At 65.9% G+C, this 19,198-nt stretch carries 20 protein-coding genes, 1 tRNA gene and 1 other RNA gene; 12 read left to right on the forward strand and 10 right to left on the reverse strand.

Annotated elements, in window-relative coordinates:
• Positions 1–5: 5 nt before the first annotated feature.
• On the reverse strand, positions 6–434 hold the full coding sequence (locus tag ACVWWJ_RS08135; RefSeq protein WP_159891550.1) for a hypothetical protein: 429 nt from the start codon (positions 432–434) through the stop codon (positions 6–8).
• A gap of 110 nt (positions 435–544) precedes the next feature.
• Between ACVWWJ_RS08135 and ACVWWJ_RS08140 the strand changes: the two genes are divergently transcribed.
• Positions 545–1,828, forward strand: a complete 1,284-nt coding sequence (locus ACVWWJ_RS08140; protein ID WP_456967360.1) for an Nramp family divalent metal transporter — start codon at positions 545–547, stop codon at positions 1,826–1,828.
• Between the two features lie 24 nt (positions 1,829–1,852).
• Here ACVWWJ_RS08140 and ACVWWJ_RS08145 read toward each other — a convergent pair whose 3' ends face one another.
• On the reverse strand, positions 1,853–2,962 hold the full coding sequence (locus ACVWWJ_RS08145) for an FAD-dependent oxidoreductase (protein ID WP_456967361.1): 1,110 nt from the start codon (positions 2,960–2,962) through the stop codon (positions 1,853–1,855).
• Positions 2,963–3,013: 51 nt separating this feature from the next.
• Positions 3,014–3,964, reverse strand: coding sequence for an NAD-dependent epimerase/dehydratase family protein (locus tag ACVWWJ_RS08150; RefSeq protein ID WP_456967362.1), 951 nt, complete (start codon positions 3,962–3,964; stop codon positions 3,014–3,016).
• Positions 3,965–4,066: 102 nt separating this feature from the next.
• Between ACVWWJ_RS08150 and ACVWWJ_RS08155 the strand changes: the two genes are divergently transcribed.
• Together ACVWWJ_RS08155 and ACVWWJ_RS08160 are read left to right on the forward strand one after the other, a co-directional pair.
• Positions 4,067–4,978, forward strand: a complete 912-nt coding sequence (locus ACVWWJ_RS08155) for a LysR family transcriptional regulator (protein ID WP_456967363.1) — start codon at positions 4,067–4,069, stop codon at positions 4,976–4,978.
• A 17-nt stretch (positions 4,979–4,995) separates the two neighbouring features.
• On the forward strand, positions 4,996–5,400 hold the full coding sequence (locus ACVWWJ_RS08160; RefSeq protein WP_456967364.1) for a DUF6165 family protein: 405 nt from the start codon (positions 4,996–4,998) through the stop codon (positions 5,398–5,400).
• Positions 5,401–5,768: 368 nt separating this feature from the next.
• Here ACVWWJ_RS08160 and ACVWWJ_RS08165 read toward each other — a convergent pair whose 3' ends face one another.
• Complete coding sequence (locus tag ACVWWJ_RS08165; RefSeq protein ID WP_456967365.1) at positions 5,769–6,794, reverse strand: glycosyltransferase family 9 protein; 1,026 nt, start codon at positions 6,792–6,794, stop codon at positions 5,769–5,771.
• Positions 6,795–6,894: 100 nt separating this feature from the next.
• Between ACVWWJ_RS08165 and ACVWWJ_RS08170 the strand changes: the two genes are divergently transcribed.
• The 8 genes from ACVWWJ_RS08170 to ACVWWJ_RS08205 all read left to right on the forward strand — a co-directional run bounded on the left by ACVWWJ_RS08170 (position 6,895) and on the right by ACVWWJ_RS08205 (position 11,786).
• Positions 6,895–7,620, forward strand: a complete 726-nt coding sequence (locus ACVWWJ_RS08170; protein ID WP_159891564.1) for a 3-deoxy-D-manno-octulosonic acid kinase — start codon at positions 6,895–6,897, stop codon at positions 7,618–7,620.
• Positions 7,617–8,375 (forward strand): MBL fold metallo-hydrolase, encoded by a 759-nt coding sequence (locus tag ACVWWJ_RS08175; protein WP_456967366.1) that lies wholly within the window; start codon positions 7,617–7,619, stop codon positions 8,373–8,375. Before ACVWWJ_RS08170 ends, ACVWWJ_RS08175 begins: the two co-directional genes overlap by 4 nt.
• A 98-nt stretch (positions 8,376–8,473) precedes the next feature.
• Positions 8,474–8,564: transfer RNA gene (locus tag ACVWWJ_RS08180), tRNA-Ser, on the forward strand.
• Positions 8,565–8,589: 25 nt separating this feature from the next.
• An RNA gene (gene ffs / locus ACVWWJ_RS08185) (signal recognition particle sRNA small type) lies at positions 8,590–8,686 on the forward strand.
• Between the two features lie 92 nt (positions 8,687–8,778).
• Positions 8,779–10,506, forward strand: coding sequence for a DNA polymerase III subunit gamma/tau (dnaX, locus tag ACVWWJ_RS08190; protein WP_456967367.1), 1,728 nt, complete (start codon positions 8,779–8,781; stop codon positions 10,504–10,506).
• Positions 10,503–10,826, forward strand: a complete 324-nt coding sequence (locus ACVWWJ_RS08195; protein ID WP_159891570.1) for a YbaB/EbfC family nucleoid-associated protein — start codon at positions 10,503–10,505, stop codon at positions 10,824–10,826. Before dnaX ends, ACVWWJ_RS08195 begins: the two co-directional genes overlap by 4 nt.
• The gene (gene recR / locus ACVWWJ_RS08200) at positions 10,823–11,425 is read left to right on the forward strand and encodes a recombination mediator RecR (protein WP_456967368.1); all 603 of its coding nucleotides are present in this window, start codon (positions 10,823–10,825) and stop codon (positions 11,423–11,425) included. The genes ACVWWJ_RS08195 and recR overlap by 4 nt, the downstream gene beginning before the upstream one ends.
• Positions 11,426–11,441: 16 nt before the next feature.
• Positions 11,442–11,786: a histidine triad nucleotide-binding protein gene (locus ACVWWJ_RS08205; protein WP_456967369.1), complete on the forward strand. Its 345-nt coding sequence runs from the start codon at positions 11,442–11,444 to the stop codon at positions 11,784–11,786.
• 73 nt (positions 11,787–11,859) lie between these two features.
• On the opposite strand, the gene ACVWWJ_RS08210 is transcribed toward ACVWWJ_RS08205, so the two are convergent.
• Genes ACVWWJ_RS08210 through ACVWWJ_RS08225 form a run of 4 tightly spaced genes read right to left on the reverse strand, consistent with a single transcriptional unit; the run spans position 11,860 to position 16,412 of the window.
• Entirely contained in the window at positions 11,860–12,474 is a 615-nt protein-coding gene (locus tag ACVWWJ_RS08210) for a Slp family lipoprotein (protein ID WP_159891576.1), read from the reverse strand.
• A gap of 43 nt (positions 12,475–12,517) precedes the next feature.
• Positions 12,518–14,518, reverse strand: coding sequence for a transglutaminase TgpA family protein (locus ACVWWJ_RS08215; protein ID WP_456967370.1), 2,001 nt, complete (start codon positions 14,516–14,518; stop codon positions 12,518–12,520).
• Positions 14,515–15,471 carry a DUF58 domain-containing protein gene (locus ACVWWJ_RS08220; RefSeq protein WP_159891580.1) on the reverse strand — a complete coding sequence of 319 codons (957 nt, stop codon included), beginning with the start codon at positions 15,469–15,471 and terminating at the stop codon, positions 14,515–14,517. The genes ACVWWJ_RS08215 and ACVWWJ_RS08220 overlap by 4 nt, the downstream gene beginning before the upstream one ends.
• A complete protein-coding gene (locus ACVWWJ_RS08225) occupies positions 15,471–16,412 on the reverse strand; it encodes an AAA family ATPase (RefSeq protein ID WP_456967372.1) in 942 nt (313 codons plus the stop codon). Before ACVWWJ_RS08225 ends, ACVWWJ_RS08220 begins: the two co-directional genes overlap by 1 nt.
• 83 nt (positions 16,413–16,495) lie before the next feature.
• Between ACVWWJ_RS08225 and ACVWWJ_RS08230 the strand changes: the two genes are divergently transcribed.
• Positions 16,496–18,079, forward strand: coding sequence for an ArnT family glycosyltransferase (locus ACVWWJ_RS08230; protein WP_456967373.1), 1,584 nt, complete (start codon positions 16,496–16,498; stop codon positions 18,077–18,079).
• On the opposite strand, the gene ACVWWJ_RS08235 is transcribed toward ACVWWJ_RS08230, so the two are convergent.
• Positions 18,047–18,631, reverse strand: coding sequence for a Maf family protein (locus ACVWWJ_RS08235; protein WP_456967374.1), 585 nt, complete (start codon positions 18,629–18,631; stop codon positions 18,047–18,049). The genes ACVWWJ_RS08230 and ACVWWJ_RS08235 overlap by 33 nt on opposite strands.
• Positions 18,632–19,078: a hypothetical protein gene (locus ACVWWJ_RS08240; RefSeq protein WP_456967375.1), complete on the reverse strand. Its 447-nt coding sequence runs from the start codon at positions 19,076–19,078 to the stop codon at positions 18,632–18,634.
• Between the last annotated feature and the right edge of the window lie 120 nt (positions 19,079–19,198).

The following is a 19,198-nucleotide window of genomic DNA, read 5'->3' on the forward strand; positions in this document are numbered from 1 at the left end:
CCGTATCAGCCCGCCGCTTTCTCCGGGCTTGCGGCCTTGCCGACTTCGGCCCACTCGGGCAACGATGCATTGACCTGGGTCAGCAGGTCGTCGAGGTCGTGCGACTTGCGCGCCAGTTCTTCCGCGCGCTCGGCTTCGCGACGTTGCTCGTCGTCGTAATCGGTGCTGGCGCCCGTGGCTGCCTCGACGATCAGGCGGGCATATTCACCCACCAGGTCGGGCGCGGGCACCCGGAACCAGATCTTGTTTTCCACCCAACGGATATCGGGTGAGGTGTGCCGCGCGAACACCGCTTCGCAGCGGGCAGCGAACAGGCGCAGCCAGGGATCGGTGGGCGGACTGCTCAGGTCGGCAAGCACGCAGTAGCCGATGTCGTCCTGCCTCGCGGCGGAAAACCCGCTGACGCGGGGGCCTGGATGGGTAATGGTGGTCATGGCGGCTCCGGGAATCCCCACGAGATATAGGCTGCCGCCTGTGGACGAGCCGCGAAGCTGTCCTTGTTTTATTTCACACATCATCACGCCATGTACGCGATGCTGGTTTCGTGAGAGACGAAGTAAGGCGAGCGCGCGACACCCAGGTCATGCAGGAAGTCCTGCAGGGCCGACGGACGGGGTTGTCCGGGCTCGCACCTTTTGCCGGTCCCGCGGTGGTCGTCTCGGTCGCCTATATCGACCCCGGTAACTTCGCCACCAACATCCAGGCCGGCGCGCGCTACGGCTACGGGCTGCTCTGGGTAGTGGTGCTGGCCAACCTGGTCGCCATGTTGTTCCAGAGCCTGTCGGCGCGCCTGGGCATCGTCACCGGCCGCGATCTTGCCCAGCTCTGTCGCGAGCGACTCCCCAAGCCGCTGGTCTACGTCATGTGGGGGGTGAGCGAGCTGGCAGCGATGGCGACCGACCTGGCCGAGTTTCTCGGTGGGGCGATCGGCTTGAGCCTCCTGTTCCACTTGCCGTTGCTGGTGGGCATGGTCATCACCGGCATCGTGACGTACGCGCTGCTCTTGCTCGAGGGCATGGGGTATCGACGGCTGGAGCTCGCCATCGGTGCGCTTGTTGGCGTGGTCGGGCTGTCGTATCTCGTTGAGTTGTTCGTGGCGCCGGTGGGCTGGGCGTCCCTGGGTCAGCAGATCTTCGTGCCCAACCTGCCCGACGGCGCGGCCGTGGCCATCGCCGTCGGCATCATTGGCGCGACCGTGATGCCGCATGCCTTGTTCCTGCATTCGGGATTGACCGAGCGACGTGCGCGGCCGAAAAACGACATGGAGCGACGACGGATCATCCGGCTGTCCAACCTTGAAGTGGTGCTGGCGCTGACTGTTGCCGGCCTGATCAACCTGGCCATGGTGGTCATGGCCGCCGGCGCATTCCACGGCAGTCACCCTGACGTGGCGAAAATCGAAACGGCCTACCAGACCCTGGTGCCCCTGCTCGGCGGCGCCGCCGCGACGATCTTCCTCATTTCTCTCATCGCTTCGGGTTTCTCCAGCTCCGTGGTCGGCACGATGGCCGGCCAGATGATCATGCAGGGCTTCGTCGCATTCCGCATTCCGTTGTGGCTTCGCCGGTCCATCACGATGGTTCCGAGCTTTGCCGTGGTGATCGCCGGCGTCGATGCGACGCGCGCGCTGGTGATGAGTCAGGTGGCTTTGAGTATTGCGTTGCCGTTCCCGATGATCGCGCTGGTCTGGTTTACCAGCCGTCGCGACACCATGGGCGTGTTCCACAATCGCTGGCCAGTGGTTGCGCTGGCAAGCCTTGGTGCGCTGGTTGTGCTCACGCTTAACGTGGTGCTGTTGCTCGACGCGGCAGGGGCGATCTCGCTCTAGGTCTCGTGCATCCGGCCTCGGCGCTCAGGGTGTTGGCGCGGGGTGATCGAGTCCGGCCACGGTGCGCAGGACCTGCCGGCTGAGCGCAGGCATACGCGACACCCACGGAATGGCGGCGTGCCGCAAGCGGGAGACCATCGGGTTGCCGCTACGGGCCATGGACGTGATCGCGTGCACCCGCCGCACGACGCTCTTGTGCACGGCATGCCGCTCCCGGTGATAACGCTCGAGTGCGTCCATCGGGCTGACACCGGGCACGGTGTAATACATGGCGAAGGCCGCGGCGTCTTCGATACCGAGGTTCATACCACGCGCGCCGACCGGTGAATGCACGTGAGCTGCGTCGCCACCGAGCGCGATGCGATCGATAGCACAACGGTCCGCAACACGATGCGCAATGTGAAATGACGACTCCCAGAGGGGCTCACTGGTGACGGTGCCCGCCGGCAGTCGCGCGAGCGGATCGGGCAGGTTGGAAATGATCCGCCAGACTTCCTGGTTCAGTGCCAGCAGGAAGATCATGCCATCCGGGAAGAACATGATGTGTGCGTGGTCGAGGTCGAGCAAGGTGTCCAGCGGAACGTCGTAAAGCGGCCACGGTTCCGGATAGGACGAGCCGGAAAAGCCGATCTCGAGGGTCGTGCGGAAGTCGCTTCGCGCGCCGTCGGCGGCGAACACCGCGGCATACCCGTGTTCGCCGTCGCTCGCACCATTGAGTGCGACGCGCGCCTCGTTTTCGTCCTGGCCAACGCAGCCGGCACGGACTCCTCTTTCGACCTGGATGCCACGGGCGAGGAGAGCTTCCGTCAACAGGGCCTCACTACGTTCCTGCGAAAGCACGGTGAGCCCATAGCGCGGATGCATGGACTCGGCTTCGATCGTTGCGAGTACCTTGCCGTCTTCATGAAAGCGCACGCCGCGGACGCGCCGACCTTCGGCAAGCATGCGTTCGGTGACGCCTGATTCGGCGAGGAGGTCGAGCGTGCGGGGATTCACGACTAATGCTCGCGAACGCGGCGCGGCATGCATCGCGGAATCCACGATGCGTGGCCGGACGCCGCGCCTGTCCAGGAAGAGGGCAGCGGCCAGCCCGGTGGGACCGGCACCGGCGATCAGGACGGAAGGCTGGCTCATGGGTGTACTCCACGGTCTCGACCGCCCGATCATAGCTGGCGGGAGCGTGGCTTACAGCGTGCGGAGATCCTCGAGGGTCTGGCGTACCGCGGTGTCGAGTGGCGTCGCCGGCACAGTGCCCAGGAAGGCATGCAGCCGCGTGCCGTCCAGTTCGATCGGCGTGCTCCAGAGGTAGCGCATCTTGCGTACCTCGCGCATGGTCTTGGAAAAGGGCGATGCCAGCGTGACCACGGGCCACGGGAAGCTGCGCAGCGGGAGGTCCGGGCGCCCCGATGCGCGACGCAGGGAGGCGTGAAGCGCGTTGCCCGTGACCTGGTGTCCGTTGAAATGAAAGCGCGCGAACGTGTCGAGGTGATCTTCCTTGTCGAGCAGGGCGGCGGTGGCCGCGCCGACGTCGGGAAGATAGGCCCAGGCGTGGCCAAGTTCGCGCGGTCCGGGATAGTGCATGACGCTTAGCGGTTTACCCGGTTTGACCAGACCCTGCGCGAACCAGCTGCTTCCGGCGCCGGGTCCGAAGAAGTCGCCGCAGCGCAGGTTCAACGAACGCACGCCATCGCGGGCGGCGGCTTCCAGGCGCCGTTCAACTTCGACACGGATCTCGCCTTTGCGCGTGGGCGGATGCTGCGGGCTGTCTTCGCGAAGCAGGGGAGGAGTGTCGGCACCGTAGTTGTACACGCTGCCGAAGATCACGATGCGCGCATTGACGGCGCGTGCCGCGGCGATCGTGTGGTCGATCATCGGCAGGACCTGCGTTTCCCAGTTCCGGTACCCCGGCGGATTCACGGCATGCACGATGACCTGGGCGCCGGCTGCTGCGGCGAGGACGTCCGCGGCGTTCATGGCGTCGCCTTTGACCCACTGGATGTGTCCGTCTGCAGGCATGTCTCGGCGCGTGAGTGCCTTTACCGTCCAGCCTTTTTCGAGCAGGGCCCGAGCCGTCGCGCCGCCGACGCCGCCCGTGGCGCCCAGGACCAGTGCAATGCGATTCGAGGTTGTTTGCATGGGGTGCGCTCCGGTGGGATGCATGAAGTCTGGGCTGCCTTGGGCTATACGTGAATTGCCTAAAGACGTTGATGTGATATACGTTTTCGTATGGATGCCAGCATGCCGACGTGGGACCTCTTCCGATCGTTCCTTGCGGTGCTTCGCGAGGGGAGCCTCTCTGGTGCAGCGAGGGCCTTGGGCATGACCCAGCCGAGCCTGGGTCGGCACATACGTGAGCTGGAGGCTTCACTCGGTGTGCCGCTGTTCTCGCGCGCGTCGCACGGACTGGTTCCCACGGACGCTGCGCTGGAACTCCAGCCGCATGCCGAAGCCATGGCGTCCGCGGCCGCTTCGGCGCTGCGGGCGGCGTCAGGCGCGAAGGACGAGCTACGCGGTGTCGTGCGGATTACCGCCAGCGAGGTCAACGGCGTCGAAGTCTTGCCGCCGATCCTGGCGGCGATGCGTCATCGATATCCCGGTCTCGTCTTCGAGTTGTCGATCACCAACCGCACGGAAAACCTTCTGCGCCGCGACGCCGACATCGCCGTGCGCAGTTCGCCGCCGGATCAGGACGCACTGGTTGCCCGGAAGGTATGCGTCATTCCGATCGGCCTTTTCGCGCACGCGGATTATCTCGCTGCTGCAGGCCGCCCGAAGACGCTGGCGGACCTGACTCGCCATGTCCTGATCGGATACGACGAAGAAACGCCCTATATCCGCGCCCTGCGCCCTGCGGACATGCCTTACCGGCGTGAGTTTTTCAGCCTGCGTACGGATAACGATCTCGCTGCGATGGCTGCCATGCGGGCGGGCTTCGGCATCGGCGCCTGCCAGGTACCGCTGGGTCAGCGCGCCGGCCTGGTGCGGCTGCTGCCCAAGGCCGTGGATATCTCGCTACCGATCTGGGTGGCCATGCACGAGGACCAGCGCACCAGCCTTCGTATTCGCGCCGTTTTCGACCATCTGGTGGAGGGGCTGGCGGCCTACGGTGGCAACCGGTCCGGTACAAAACTGCTAACCTCCGGCGCCTGACCGACCGGAGATTTGCCATGAGCCTGATCCAGACCCCCGTTTCTTACGGCGAGCTGATCGACAAGATGACGATCCTTCAGATCAAGCTGCAGGAAATCAAGGACGACGCCAAGCTCGCCAATGTCCGTAACGAGCTCGAACTGCTCGACGCGACGTGGAAAAACGACAAGGCCTCTGACACCGACATCGCCGAAGAAACCGCGCGCCTGCTCGCGGTGAACCAGCGTCTGTGGAAGATCGAAGACGATATCCGTATGAAAGAACGCGCACAGGCGTTCGATCAGGAATTCATCCAGCTCGCCCGCTCGGTGTACATCGAGAACGACGAGCGCGCGGCGATCAAGCGCGAGATTAACGTGAAGCTGGGTTCGACCCTGGTCGAAGAAAAGTCCTACCAGGATTACCGCGCCCCACAGGCATAAAGCGACCGCTTCTTGTGGGAGCCGCTTCAGCGGCGATGGGTGCTTGCCTCAACCTGTCCCGCTGCCGCGGGATCGCCGATGAATCGGCTCCCACAGTTTTGCGGTCAGGGACGCGCTCTTGTGGGAGCCGCTTCAGCGGCGATGGGTGCTTGCCTCAGCCTGGCCCGCTGCCGCGGGATCGCCGATGAATCGGCTCCCACAGTTCTGCGGTCAGGGACGCGCTCTTGTGGGAGCCGCTTCAGCGGCGATGGGTGCTTGCCTCAGCCTGGCCCGCTGCCGCGGGATCGCCGATGAATCGGCTCCCACAGGTCTGCGGTTAGGTTGGCAGGGTTGGTTCTGCGGTCAGGTTGGCAGGGTTGGTTCTGCGGTTAGCGTGGCAGGGGCAGCTTGAGGTGGTCGGCGCAGGCTTCGAAGCGGGCGATCATGTCGTCGACTTCGACCAGGTCCATTACGCCGGGTTTTTCGATCTTCGTGCCCCACGGAATTTCTGACGCCGGCTTGCCGAGGAACTTGCGCGACGCGGCGTCGTATTTGTCGACGCACCAGCGGCGGTCGGAGTAGGGGCCTGAACGCTCGGGGTTACTCGCCGCATGCAGGCCGAGCACCTTTACGCCGGCTGCGTTGGCCATGTGCATCGGACCGGAATCCGGAGTGAGAATCATCGCGCTGCGCGAGAGCAGGGCCATGAAACGCTTGAGAGTGTCTTTGCCCGTCAGGTCCATCGGCGCCTGCTTCACCGCGGCGAGGATGCTGTCCGCCAGCGCGCGCTCCGGCTCGGACGGGCCGCCGACCAGCACAACACGCAGTCCGCGACTCATCGCGTGATCGACCAGCGCCGCATATCGCTCGACGCGCCAGTTGCGCACGGTGTGACTCGACATCGGGCTGACCAGCAGCGTCGGCACGTCGCCGGGAAGCTGCTCGGCGGCCCAGGCATGGGCATCGTCGGGCACGGGGATGTCCCAGCGCACCTCGGTCTGCTTCAGGCCCAGCGGCTCGATGAAGCTGGCCATGGCGTCGAGTACGTGTTCACCCGTCCGGGCAGGGATGCGTTCGTTGACGAACAGGCCGTGCAGGTCTTTGGAGCGGGCATGGTCGTACCCGATACGACGGTCCGCTTTTACGGAAAGGCTCAAGAGGTTGGAGCGTAAAGCCACCTGCATATGGAGCAGGGCGTCGAAGCGCCGGCCAGCAAGCGCCTCACGCACAACCCGTACGCCCGCACGCCCCTGCCCCTTGTCGAAGGTGATGAACTCCACGCCAGGAAGGTCGCCCACCAGGCGGCGCTCCAGCTTGCCGATAATCCACGTGAGCCGCGTTTGCGGTGCCTTTTCCTGCAAGGTCCTGATCAGCGGTGTTACATGGGTCACATCGCCGATGGCGGATGTGCGCATGATGCAGAGACTGGAGTCTCCCGGCGGGAGGGGGCGGCTTGTTAGACTGGGCACGATCGGATCACCGGATAGGAGGCCGCCGCTGCCGGGCGGCCCGAAAATGACTGAACAACGCGTAGTGGAGGCGGCGGGCGGCACGATTCTGTTCGACGCTGCCCGTACACCTCAAGTCGATAGCCTCTGGTTCTCGCCCGCCCACTGGCGCGAGCGCGATGCCCTGCGCTCGCAGGCAGGCGGGCGTGGTGGTGTCGCCGTGATCGAAACGCCGGCCGGCGAAGCGGTGCTTCGCCACTACCGCCGAGGCGGCATGGTGGCGCGAATCTTCGGTGACCGCTACCTGTTCACGGGGCGCCATCGCACGCGCAGCGTACGCGAATTCAGGCTGCTGGCCGAGCTGGAGCGCCGTGGGCTACCGGTGTCGCCACCGCTGGCGTCGCGTTACGTGCGCCACTGGCTGCGCTATTCGGCGGACCTGATCACCTTGCGTATCCCCGACGCCGCCACCCTGGCGGAGCGGCTCTCCGATGGTGCTTTCAACGCGGTACTGGCGGGGAAGGTGGGCGAGCTGATCGCCCGTTTTCACCGCGAAGGCGCCTGGCATGCGGACCTCAATGCGCACAACATCCTGGTCAACCCGGATGGCCTCTATCTCATCGACTTCGACCGCGGCCGCCTGCGTCGGCCCTCAGCGCACTGGCGGCGGGCTAATCTGGCCCGGCTGAAGCGATCGCTCATCAAGGTGGGCGCCCGGGAAGCCGGCGATACCTTCGACGCCGAGCTCTGGCCGGCCCTGATCGACCACTACGAACGGAGTCTGAAAGGGTGAGCTGGAACCTGCATTTCCTTGGAACCGGCGCTGCGCATGCCGTCGAACTCGGATCTTCCGCGGTCGTCGTCGAGCGCGACGAGCAACCACTGCTCCTGGTCGACTGCGGCCCCGACACACTGGACCGCTATGTAGCGGCCTATGGCGCACCTCCGCCGGCGCTTTACGTCACCCACGTCCACATGGATCACGTGGCGGGCATGGAGCGCTTGTTCTTCCGGCTCTGGTTCGACGAGGCCCTGCGCGGCCGCACGAAGGTCTTTCTGCACGCGTCGCTCCTGCCCTGGCTGCAGGGCAGGGTGGCCGACTACCCCGGCGCGCTGGCCGAAGGCGGCGTGAACTACTGGGAGGCCTTCCACCTGATCCCCTGCACCCGCGGGTTCTGGCACGAAGGCGTGTGGTTCGACGTCTTCCCGACGCGCCACCACGTACAAGGGACCTCATACGGGCTGTCGCTGCGCGGCAGCTTCGTCTACACCGGCGACACCCGTCCCGTTCCCGAGGCACTGGCCCTGCACGGCGCGCATGGCGAAGTGATCGCTCACGACTGCGGCGTCGTCGGCAATCCGTCCCATACGGGCGTGGACGATCTGGAGCGCGAATACCCGGAAGAGGTCCGCGCGCGCCTGGCGCTCTACCACTACGGCAGCGTCGAGGACGGTGAAACGCTGGTCTCACGGGGCTACCGAATCGCCCTTCCCGGCGAGCGTGTGCCGCTTCCGGAGCCACATGCGCCGCGGCCGACGGCGGGCTGACGCGCTTTTTTCGCTGTGCCCTTGTCTCGCCGCACCGGTAAAGTTATCCTTCCGCTTCTTTGCCGGACAGGAAGCCGGGGAAGAGGATGTACCAGTGTGGAGAGGTGTCCGAGTGGTTGAAGGAGCACGCCTGGAAAGTGTGTATACGCTAATAACGTATCGAGGGTTCGAATCCCTCTCTCTCCGCCAGTTCCAAACGTCTTTATGGTGACCCTGTCGGTCCCCCCGCGACGATAGTCCGTAAACTCCGCCAGGTCCGGAAGGAAGCAACGGTAGCGGACGACTCGGGTGCCGGGGTGTGGCTGGCAGGGTCATCGCCTTTTTGAGGGCCGCGCTTTTCGGGCCGCGCTTTCACCCGTCCCGGGTCCTTGGCACAATCCACCGTCGTCCCAAGGTAATACGCATGTCCTATCAGGTCCTCGCACGTAAGTGGCGCCCTCGTAAGTTCGCCGAACTGGTGGGCCAGGAGCACGTGGTCCGCGCGCTCACGAACGCGCTCGACTCCGGGCGCATGCATCACGCCTATCTCTTCACCGGCACCCGTGGCGTCGGCAAGACGACGATCGCCCGTATCTTCGCCAAGTCGCTCAACTGCGAGCGCGGCGAATCGGCCGATCCCTGCGGCGAGTGCGCGGTCTGCACGGCCGTGGACGCGGGCCGCTTCGTCGACCTGCTCGAGATCGATGCGGCCAGCAACACCGGTGTGGACGATGTCCGCGAGGTGATCGAGAACGCTCAGTACGCGCCGTCGCGCGGGCGCTTCAAGGTCTACCTGGTCGATGAGGTGCACATGCTCTCCAAGCCGGCGTTCAACGCGCTGCTGAAGACCCTGGAAGAGCCGCCCCCGCACGTGAAATTCCTGCTCGCCACGACCGACCCGCAGAAGCTGCCGGTGACGGTCTTGTCGCGCTGCCTGAAGTTCAACCTGAAGCGCCTGCTGCCGGAACAGATCTCCGGGCAGATGCGCCACATCCTCGCCGCCGAAGGCATCGAGTACGAAGGCGAGGCGATCGCCGAGCTTGCGCATGGCGCGGACGGTTCGATGCGCGACGGCCTGTCGCTGCTCGACCAGGCCATTGCCTACGGCGGCGGCGCCCTGAAGGCGGCCGACGTGCGCGCCATGCTCGGCAGCGTCGAGCGCGGACAGGTGCTGGGTGTCATTGAAGCGCTCGCTTCCGGTGATGGCGGTGCGCTGATGGGCGAGGCCGACCGTATCGCCTCGTATTCACCGGACTTCGCCGGGGTCCTCGACGATCTCGCGACCGTGCTCCATCGCATCCAGCTGATCCAGCTGGTGCCTGGGTACCGCGAGGAAGAGGGCGACGCGGGTCTGGCCGAGATCGCTACGCGCCTCGCGCCCGAGGACGTGCAGCTCTATTACCAGATCGCCACGACCAGCCGCCGCGAACTGCCGCTGGCGCCGGATGCGCGGATCGGCTTCGAGATGGCCTTGCTACGGATGTTTGCCTTCCGTCCGGCGGCAGCCGGGCAGGGCGCTGCATCGTCGGCGCCGCGTGCGGCGGCAGCGCCTGTTGCCGCACCTCGCGCCGCTGCACCGGCACAGGCTGCCGTGGCGTCAGCGCCAGCGCGTGCGCCGGCCACCGCGCCTGCGCCCGCCGTGGCACCGCCTGCTTCTGTCGCCGCTCGTCCTGCCCCGGTCGCCGCGGCGGCACCCGCTCCGGCACCGGCCCCTGCGCCCGCGCCGGTCGTCACTCAGGGTCCGCTCACGCTCGACGCCAACGGCCTGCCCGACTGGCACGAGGTGATCGAGCGCGCGAACCTGCGTGGCCCGATCGGCCAGCTGGCACAGAATTCCTCGCTGCGTGAACTCGACGCCGAGAGCATGGTGCTGGCGCTGCAACCCCAGCACATGCATCTCGCCGTGGAGCCGCTCACCAGCCAGATGGAAGAAAAGGTTTCCCATGCCCTGGGACGCCGCGTTCGCATCCGCTTCATTGCCGATCACGGCAATCTGGGCACCCCGGCCGAGCGCCGGGCCCAGGCGCAGGTCGACGCCCAGGCCAATGCGGTCGCCTCTATGGAGAGCGACCCCTTCGTACAGACGCTCAAGCGCGAATTCGACGCGCGCGTCATTCCGCAATCGATCAAACCCGTGGAGCCAGGAACGTGAAAGGTCAAATTGGTCAGCTGATGCAGCAGGCACAGCGCATGCAGGAAGACATGAAGCGTGCGCAGGATGAACTCGCCAAGACGGAAGTCACCGGTACCGCCGGTGGCGGCCTCGTCTCCGTGACGATGTCGGGCGGCCACGAAGTGCGCTCGGTGCACATCGATCGCCAGGCCTTCGCCGACGATCCGGAAATGGCCGAGGATCTCGTCGCCGCCGCGGTGAACGATGCCGTGAACAAGATTGCCGAGATCAGCCGCACGCGGCTGGGTGGCGTCACCGCCGGGCTGAACCTCCCGGCCGGCTTCAAGATGCCGTTTTGAGCAACGGCTCGCGCCTGCTCGGTGAACTGATCGACGCCCTGCGTTGCCTGCCGGGCGTGGGCGCGAAGAGCGCCCAGCGTATGGCCTTCCAGCTGCTCGAACGTGAGCGGCAGGGTGGTCTTCGCCTGGCGGCCGCCCTGGAGTCCGCGATGCGCGATGTTGGCAACTGCACGCGCTGCCGCAACTTCAGCGAGACGCCGGTGTGTTCGCTCTGTTCGAGTTCAAGTCGCGATGCGCAGGTGCTCTGCCTGGTGGAGTCGCCGTCCGACCTGGCGGCGATTGAAGGCGCGACCGGTTATCGCGGCCAGTACTTCGTGCTGCTTGGCCGCCTCTCGCCGCTCGACGGCCTGGGTCCGGACGAGCTGGGCTTGCCCTTGCTGGTCGAGCGCCTTGGCGAAGGCGATATTGCCGAGATGATCATCGCGACCAATCCGACAGTCGAAGGCGAGGCCACGGCGCACTACATCGGCCAGCTGGCGAAAGCCGCCGGTATTCGCGCTACCCGTCTCGCTCATGGCGTGCCCCTGGGCGGTGAACTCGAGTTCGTCGACCGCGGCACGCTCGCCCATGCTTTCGGTAGCCGGCAGTCGCTCGGCTAGCCATCAAGGACCCACGATGACCGATACCATCTTCGCCAAAATCGTTCGCCGGGAGATCCCGGCCGACATCGTCTATGAAGACGACGACGTGCTCGCCTTCCGCGACCTCAATCCGCAGGCGCCGGTGCATGTGCTCTTCATTCCCAAGCGCGCGATCGCGACGCTGGACGATGCCGCCGCAGGGGATGCCGAACTGCTGGGCAAGCTGCTGCTCGCCGCCGCTGCCTTTGCCCGCGCCCAGGGCCTGGCGAAAGATGGCTACCGCACCGTGATCAACACGAACGGGCATGGCGGCCAGACGGTGTTCCACATCCACGTGCACCTGCTTGCCGGCCGCCAGATGAACTGGCCCCCCGGCTGATAGAAACCATGTGGGAGCCGATGAATCGACTCCCACAACGGCAAAAAAAAGCCGGCGTTAGCCGGCTTTTTTCTTACCTTCCGTGACCATGCGGCCCGCCGCCAGGAGCCGGGCGCACGATGATCGTGCGCGGGCGGTACCAGTACGGGTCGCCCCAGGGGCCATAACCGCCGTAACCGTAGCCACCCCAGCCGGGACCGAAACCGGGACCCCAGAACGGGTCGTAGAAGCCCGGACCGTAATTCTGGATCGGCACGCGCTTCGGCCAGAGGTAAACCACGTCGGCCTCAACGCGCGGGTAGGCGTAGTCGAAATCGCCGACCTTCTGCGAGACGGCGCCGTGGAGCGTACCCGTCACCGTGATCTCGCGACCCCGCGTGAAGACTTCCGGATCGTAGAAGCCGTCGCGGCACGCCACGAAGCGGCCCTGACTGTCGGACTTGCTGGCGGTCGGACGGGCCTCATTGTCGAGCGGTTCGGACAGGACGAAGAAGCAGGTCTGCTGGGGACCCGGCTCCGTCTTGATGATCTCGCCGCCCCAGCGGACCTTCGCGCCCGGGGCACCGCCCTGCTGCGCGCCGGACGTCGAAACGTCGTTGAACTGGCCCTGCAGCGGCTGCGGCACCGTGGCGCATGCGCCAAGGGCCAGCGTCGCGGCGGCGATGACCAGCGGTTTGTACATGGACATGTCACATCTCCCAGAGGCACCGGACACGGCCGATGCCATGTCCTTATTTGACCACGCGGCGCGCCTTTAATTCCCTCACCCGCCGACTGAATTCACTGAGTGATTCAGGCGGCGGTTCGTCAGAGGCATAGCGCGACCGCAAGTAGAGCTGGCTTAACCTTTCCAAGGCATTTCGTTGATCGGGTAACGAGCGAGCCGCGCGAGCAAAGAAATGTCGTGGACCTTCACCTGTCCGGCGAGTCACACCAGCGCGCGCGAGCTTGCGCTCGAGGCGACGCATCCACGCATCCAACGCGTCGCCTTCACGTCGCTGGAACATCGCCCAGCCAAGCGCGACGGCAACGAGCAATGCACATCCGGCTGCAAGGATGATGGCAAGGTCACCGACGTCCGCCCTGCGGATACCGAACGGCTGCAGAAGACCCTGCTGACGAAGCGCATCGAAGCCGTTAACGGCCTGGTTCCACCATTGGTTGACGACATCCCAGCGATCGCGCGCATTGCGTAGCCAGGTCATGTCGAAAAGGCTGTCTTCGGTGGTGTTACCTGCGGCGGCAGCGGCCGCCGCACCCAGGCTGACGCGTTCGGGTCGTACGGCACCGGTGGGATCGAAGCGGACCCAGCCGCGCCCGTCCAGCCAGACTTCCGACCAGGCATGTGCGTCGGCATGACGAACGAGGAGGTAAGAGCCGAGCTTGTTCCAGTACCCGCCCTGATAACCCGTGACCACGCGCGCGGGAACGCCGGCAGCCCGCATCAGGAAGGTGAAGGTCGAGGAGAAATGCTCGCAGAAACCCTCGCGTGTCTGGAACAGGAAGTCGTCGATGCGATCGCGTCCCAGGGGCGCAGGCGCGAGCGTGTAGCGGAAGCCGCCGTCGTGGAACATGGCCAGTGCCGCCCTCGCGATGGCTGCATGGTCGTTACCGTACTGGCTGGCCCAGCTCGCAGCGAGCTCCCGCGCTTTCGGGCCGACGCCTCCCGGAAGCTGGAGCGCCTGCCGCCTCTGGCGCGCGTCGATGGTGGTTTCGAGGCGGTAGTCGGTTGTGGCGGACGCGCGGTAACGGTAGACCTCGTCGATGCGGCGATCCGCGACCGCCGTGCGGTCGGAGCGAAGCCTGGCGTCGTCGGGCGCGCTTACCGGCATATCCATGACGGGCAGCACCCGTTGGCGGGTCGGTTCGAGCGTGATCTCGTAGGTGAATCGCGGCTCGCCTTCGAGGGCTCCGGGCGCACGCGCGGTACTGTCGTAGTCCGGGCTCCAGCTCTCGCCGTCGAAATTCGTCATCGTGTACGCGCGGAAGTACCGGGTCGCGTTCATCGGCGGCGAATCATCGAAGGTCACGCGCATGGCCGGCGTGTCGTCGGTGAGGACTTCGGCCATCTCACCGGGCGCCATACGATCGGACAAGCCGGTCATGGCCTTGTCGGCGGTGGGCGCGCCCCACAAGGGCGAACTCAGGCGGGGCACGAACACGAAGGCAAACGCGGCCAATGGGACGGCGGCAAGCAACGTGATCAGTACGGGCACGAGTTCCCGCCGCAGCGTCACCCCATCGGTGTCGACGGTTTCGACCGAGCGCAGGGTGGCGATCGCGGGGACCAGTCCGAGCGCTACGACAAAGCTGGCGACGATGCCCTGGTCGAACAGCAGGGCGCTCATCAGCCCGAAGCAGGCGAAGGCGATCGCGACGCGGGCGTCGCGACGATGCTCGCTCTCCAGCATCTTAAGCACGAGGAGGCCGACGGCAAAAGCGCTGCCTGGCTCGCGTCCGAACAGCGTGCCGTAATAGCTGATCACGACGGCAAGCAGCAGGCCGATCAAGGGCAGCTTGATCCACAGCGGCGCGTTGCGCCCGCCCGTGCGTCGCTGGCGCCAGCGCGCCGCCAGCACGACGGCCAGGGTGAGCGTAAGCCACCAGGGCAAGTGCAGCGCGTGGACGACAAGCACGGAGGCCATGGTCAGGCAGAGGAGGTCGAACGGGCGGCGCGCGAGCGTCGGTTCGTCGACAGGCGAGCGGGTCAGCGACAGGCGAAAGCGTGTCATGGGCGCAGGGCCAGGGCGGTCATGCAACGGTGGTAGTGCTCGTCGCCCTGGGCGATATCGAAATAGCCGTCCGGCAGGCGCAGGCTCCAGCGCCTGCCCGAATCTTTTGCTTCGTCGACCCAGCGGGCGAGCCGGGAGATGCGGGATTCGTCGTCGAGCCCGTGCATGCTGTCCCAGTCCAGGCGCCAGTCTTCCTTGGGCGCGGGTTGTTCGAGGTCCTTGACCAGCAGGCCGTGATGGCGCGCGCTGAGCTTCCAGGCAATCTGACGGCGCGGATCGCCCGGGCGGTAATCGCGCAGGGACGCCAGCTCGTCGCCGGCACGCGGACGACCGCGATCCGCGTCACCCTCCGGCTCGAACGGTGTCGGTCCGAGCGCTTCAGGGCGCGGATACACCAGCACCGGGTTGTCGGGATTGAGCCAGCTCCAGGCGCGGAACATGCCGAGTGGCCAGGTCGTATGCAGCCGGATGCGAGGAAGCGCCATCCAGCCGCGGTAATCGGTTTCCAGTGCGAACTCGACCGTCGTGGGCGCGCGGGGTGTCACCAGGACCGCATGCTCGTGGCCGGCGATATCGAGCCGGATGGCCATGCGCTCGCGCTGGCTCGCAACCACATCGAGCGAGACGCGGATCGCCTCGCCGGCACGGGCCGTGCCGGCACGCAGGCCGCCCACCCAGAGACCGTTGAGCGTGCGGAAGGCGACCAGCATGCTGCCCGCCGTCGCAGCACCAAGCAGGCAGGTCAGCATGAGCGCGGCGTTGTTCGCGTAGTTCAGGGCGCCGATAAGCATCACGGCAAGCAACAGGGAAAACCCCACGCCGAAGCCCGTCGGTACGATGTAGATGCGACGTCGATGCAGCAGGATCGGCAGGGGCTCCCGCCTGCGCATGCGGGTGAGCGACGGCAGCCGGCGCTCCGCCCAGGCAATGAGCCGCTCCCCCGCTGGCGGCATCAGGGCACCGCGGTCTCGGCGAGAATCGCCCGGGCGATGGCTTCGCGATGACTGCCCCGTCCCGGGACCAGTCGATGCGCCGCCGTCGGCACGAAAACGGTCTGGACGTCTTCGGGAATGACAAAGTCCCGGCCACTGATCATCGCCCATGCGCGTGACGCGGCGAGCAATGCCAGGCCGGCGCGTGGTGAAAGTCCGACACGCACTTCGTTGTGTTTGCGACTGGCCGCCAACAGCGCCTGGAGGTAGTCGAGCAAGGCGCTGCTCACCTTGACCGCCTGCGCCGCGGCATGCAGTTGTGCGATAGCCGTTACGTCGAGGCGCGGTTTCAGCGAGGCCATCATGTCGCGGCGGTCCTCGCCGATGAGCAGCGCGCGTTCGGCCGCCGGATCCGGGTAGTCCAGGCTGAGCCGCAACATGAAGCGATCGAGTTGCGAGTCGGGCAGCGGGAACGTGCCGGCCAGGTCGAGCGGATTCTGCGTGGCGACGACGAAGAACGGCTTGGGTAGTTCGTGGGTGACGCCGTCCACCGTGGTCTGGCCTTCGGCCATCGCCTCGAGCAGTGCACTCTGCGATTTCGGCGTCGCCCGGTTGATCTCGTCGGCGAGCAGCAGGCTGGTGAAGATGGGGCCGGGGTGGAAGCGGAACTGGCCGGTCTCGCGCTCGTAGACGCTGACCCCGATAATGTCCGATGGCAGGAGGTCGCTGGTGAACTGGATACGCTGGAACTCGAGATCGAAAGTGGCGGCCAGCGCGTGGGCCAGCGTGGTCTTGCCTACGCCAGGTACGTCTTCAAGGAGGAGGTGGCCGCCGGCAAGAAGGCAGGTGAAAGCCAGCTTGACCTGGCGCGGCTTGCCGAGCAGCACGGCGTTGACCTGTGCCAGTGCGCCATCCAGTCGGTGGCGGAGCATTTCATCGTTGAGCGGAGTCGTCGCTGACATGATCGATGCGTGTGCCCCCAGGCCTGGCAATACCGATGTTTGAGCGTTCAAGTGTAGCGGTGCCGGCGCGATCGTGGCGAGGCATGTTCCTCATCATGTTTGCCGTGGTGACGCTGTTGAAGATCGTCATAGCGACCACGCTGTCACCCTTCGGTGACGAAGCCTTCTACTGGCAGGAAAGCCTCAGCCCCGCCTGGGGCTATAGCGACCTGCCGCCGCTGACCGCCTGGTTGATCGGCCTTTCCGAAGGCGTCTTCGGTCATGGTTTGCTAGCCATGCGCTTGCCGTTCCTGCTCATTGGTGCGGTGGTGCCATGGCAGGTCGGCGCCATGGCAGCACGGCTGGGCGGGGACACCGCGCGTTGGCAGGCGGCGACGCTCGCCCTCGCGCTGCCGCTGGTCGGCAGTCTGGGCGTGCTGGCACTGCCTGATGTACCACTGACGTTCGCCATCGTCCTTGCGACCCAGGGGCTGCTCGCTGCACTGGAGACCGGGCGGACGCGCGACTGGTGTCTGCTCGGTGCCGGACTCGCTATCGCCTGGGCCAGTCATTACCGCGCCGCGATGCCGATGCTGGCCGGCCTGCTGTTCCTCCTGTTCACACCCAGGGGGCGCAGTCAGTGGAAGCGGCCGGGTTTATGGATGGCCATGGCGGTGGCATCACTTGGATTGATTCCCCTGGTGATCTACAACGTCCAGGCGCGCGGTGCGGGCCTGGCATTCCAGCTCGTGGAGCGCAATCCGTGGCAATTCCATGCGGATGCGCTGGTGCAGCCGCTCGAGCAGGCGATCGCATGCACGCCGCTGGCGTGGGTCGTGCTGTTGTGTGCCTTGTGGCAAGCATGGCGCCGCCGAGGCGAAGCTCCCTTCGACGTCGTCGCGACGGTCGCTGGCAGTTTCATCGTCCTTTATTTCCTGCTTGGCCTCTTCGCCGACGACGTGCGCTTTCGTGCGCACTGGCCGTTGCCAGGCTATGTACTGCTGTGCGCCGTTCTGCCGTCGATGCTGATCGATGCCGGGCGCACATGGCGCCGCTGGGCGGAGGCCGGCTTCGCGGTCGCCAGCCTGGGTCTCGTGCTTGGCCTGGCTTACCTTGGCCTGGCGGCTTCGCCAGACGGCGCGCGCGTGCTGGCTGGCGTGAAAGCCTTTCCATCCAACTTCACGGGCTGGCGCGAGAGCAGCGACGCGCTGCGCCGGCAGTTGGCGAAGGATCCGTCGATGACCGTTGTCGCCGATAACTTCATGCTTGCCGCCGAACTGCGTTTCGAGCTGGGTGGCTCGCACGTGGTGTACTCGCTCGATAGTCCGCTCAATACGAAGCACGGTCGCGCGCCACAACTAGCCACGTGGGGTACCGGTGAGGCAGGCCTGGCGAAACACGCCGGGCAGCCGGTACTACTCGTGGTGGACGAAACCTCGCTGCGCGAACGCGAAAAGCGCGGCTGGCTTGCCTCGGTCTGTTCGAGGGTCGACGTTATCCGGCCGCTGACACGTCTGGATCTTTTCGATGGCCGCCGGCGTTTTGCCTTTTATGCGGCCAGCGTGCGATCTGGACAGGGGGCTCCCGGCAACCCTGACGACTGCGTGGTCTGGCGCGAGGCTTACCGGGCATCGATCATGCCCCTGGGAAACCGGTCAGGGCAGGGCGATCCCGGCATCGCGAAGTAAGCGGCAGGTCGCGATCAGGGGCAGGCCGATCAGGGCGGTGGGATCTTCGTTGACGATGCGCTCGAACAGCGCGATGCCGAGTCCTTCGCACTTGAAGCTGCCAGCGCAATCCAGCGGGCGTTCGCGTTCCACATAGCGCTCGATGTCATGCGTCGATAAGGAGCGGAAGTGCACCCGCGTTTCGTCGACGTGGATGAATGCATCACCGCGGGTATCGATCACGCAGACCGCGGTGTAGAAAATCACCTCGCGCCCCGAACTGGCAGCCAGCTGCTTGTGGGCGGCGTGCACGGTGCCGGGCTTTTCGAGAAGGGTGCCCTCGAGATCGGCCACCTGATCCGAGCCGATCACCACGCTGCCGGGGCGGGTGAGGGCGACCGCGCGAGCCTTGGCTTCGGCAAGTCGCGCCGCACGGGTGGCGGGTGCCTCGCCGGCCAGGGGCTCTTCATCCGTGCCCGGCGAGGCCTGTTCGAAGTGCTCGAGCAGACGTCGGAGGAGGCTGGCGCGGTAGGCGGAGGTGGAAGCGAGGACGACGACAGGTTGCGCGGACACTCAGAATTCCTTGTGGATATGCTCGCGGACGGCCGAATCGAGCGCGGTCTGGGCGTCATCGAGGGCGCGAAGTCGCGGCTCCAGCTGATGGCGTGCCCGGACCAGGCCGCTGACGGCTTCATCGAGTTCCTGCTGGCTGGCGCCGGGGGCGCGGTCGCGGATCCACAGGCGTTGCTGGAGCAGGGCGCGCAAGCCCGAATCCACGGCCTGCTGCGCCTCGACCTCGCCTGCTGCTGGCTCGTCGGGGCTGACCGACATCACGGAGTGGGCGCGCTGTAGGCGGTCGCGACAATCCTTGAGATCCGCCTCAAGGCGATCCGCGTTGTCGAGCAGATCCTGCATGGCGCCGTGGCGACGGCGCTTGCGTTGTTGGGACACCGCCCATGCGCACAGCCCGATGGCGGCCACGATGATGGTCGCAAGTACATAATAAACAAAAGAAAACACGCTAGCTCTTCCCCCTGTTGGGTTTGCTGCGGCAAACTACGTCCTGAGTTGCGAGTCTGCACGAAAGGCGCCGGCCTGCGCAAAAGCATGTCGTCTTTCGCTTTGTACCTGCTAACCGGT

Source organism: Luteibacter sp. HA06 (genome assembly GCF_054061215.1).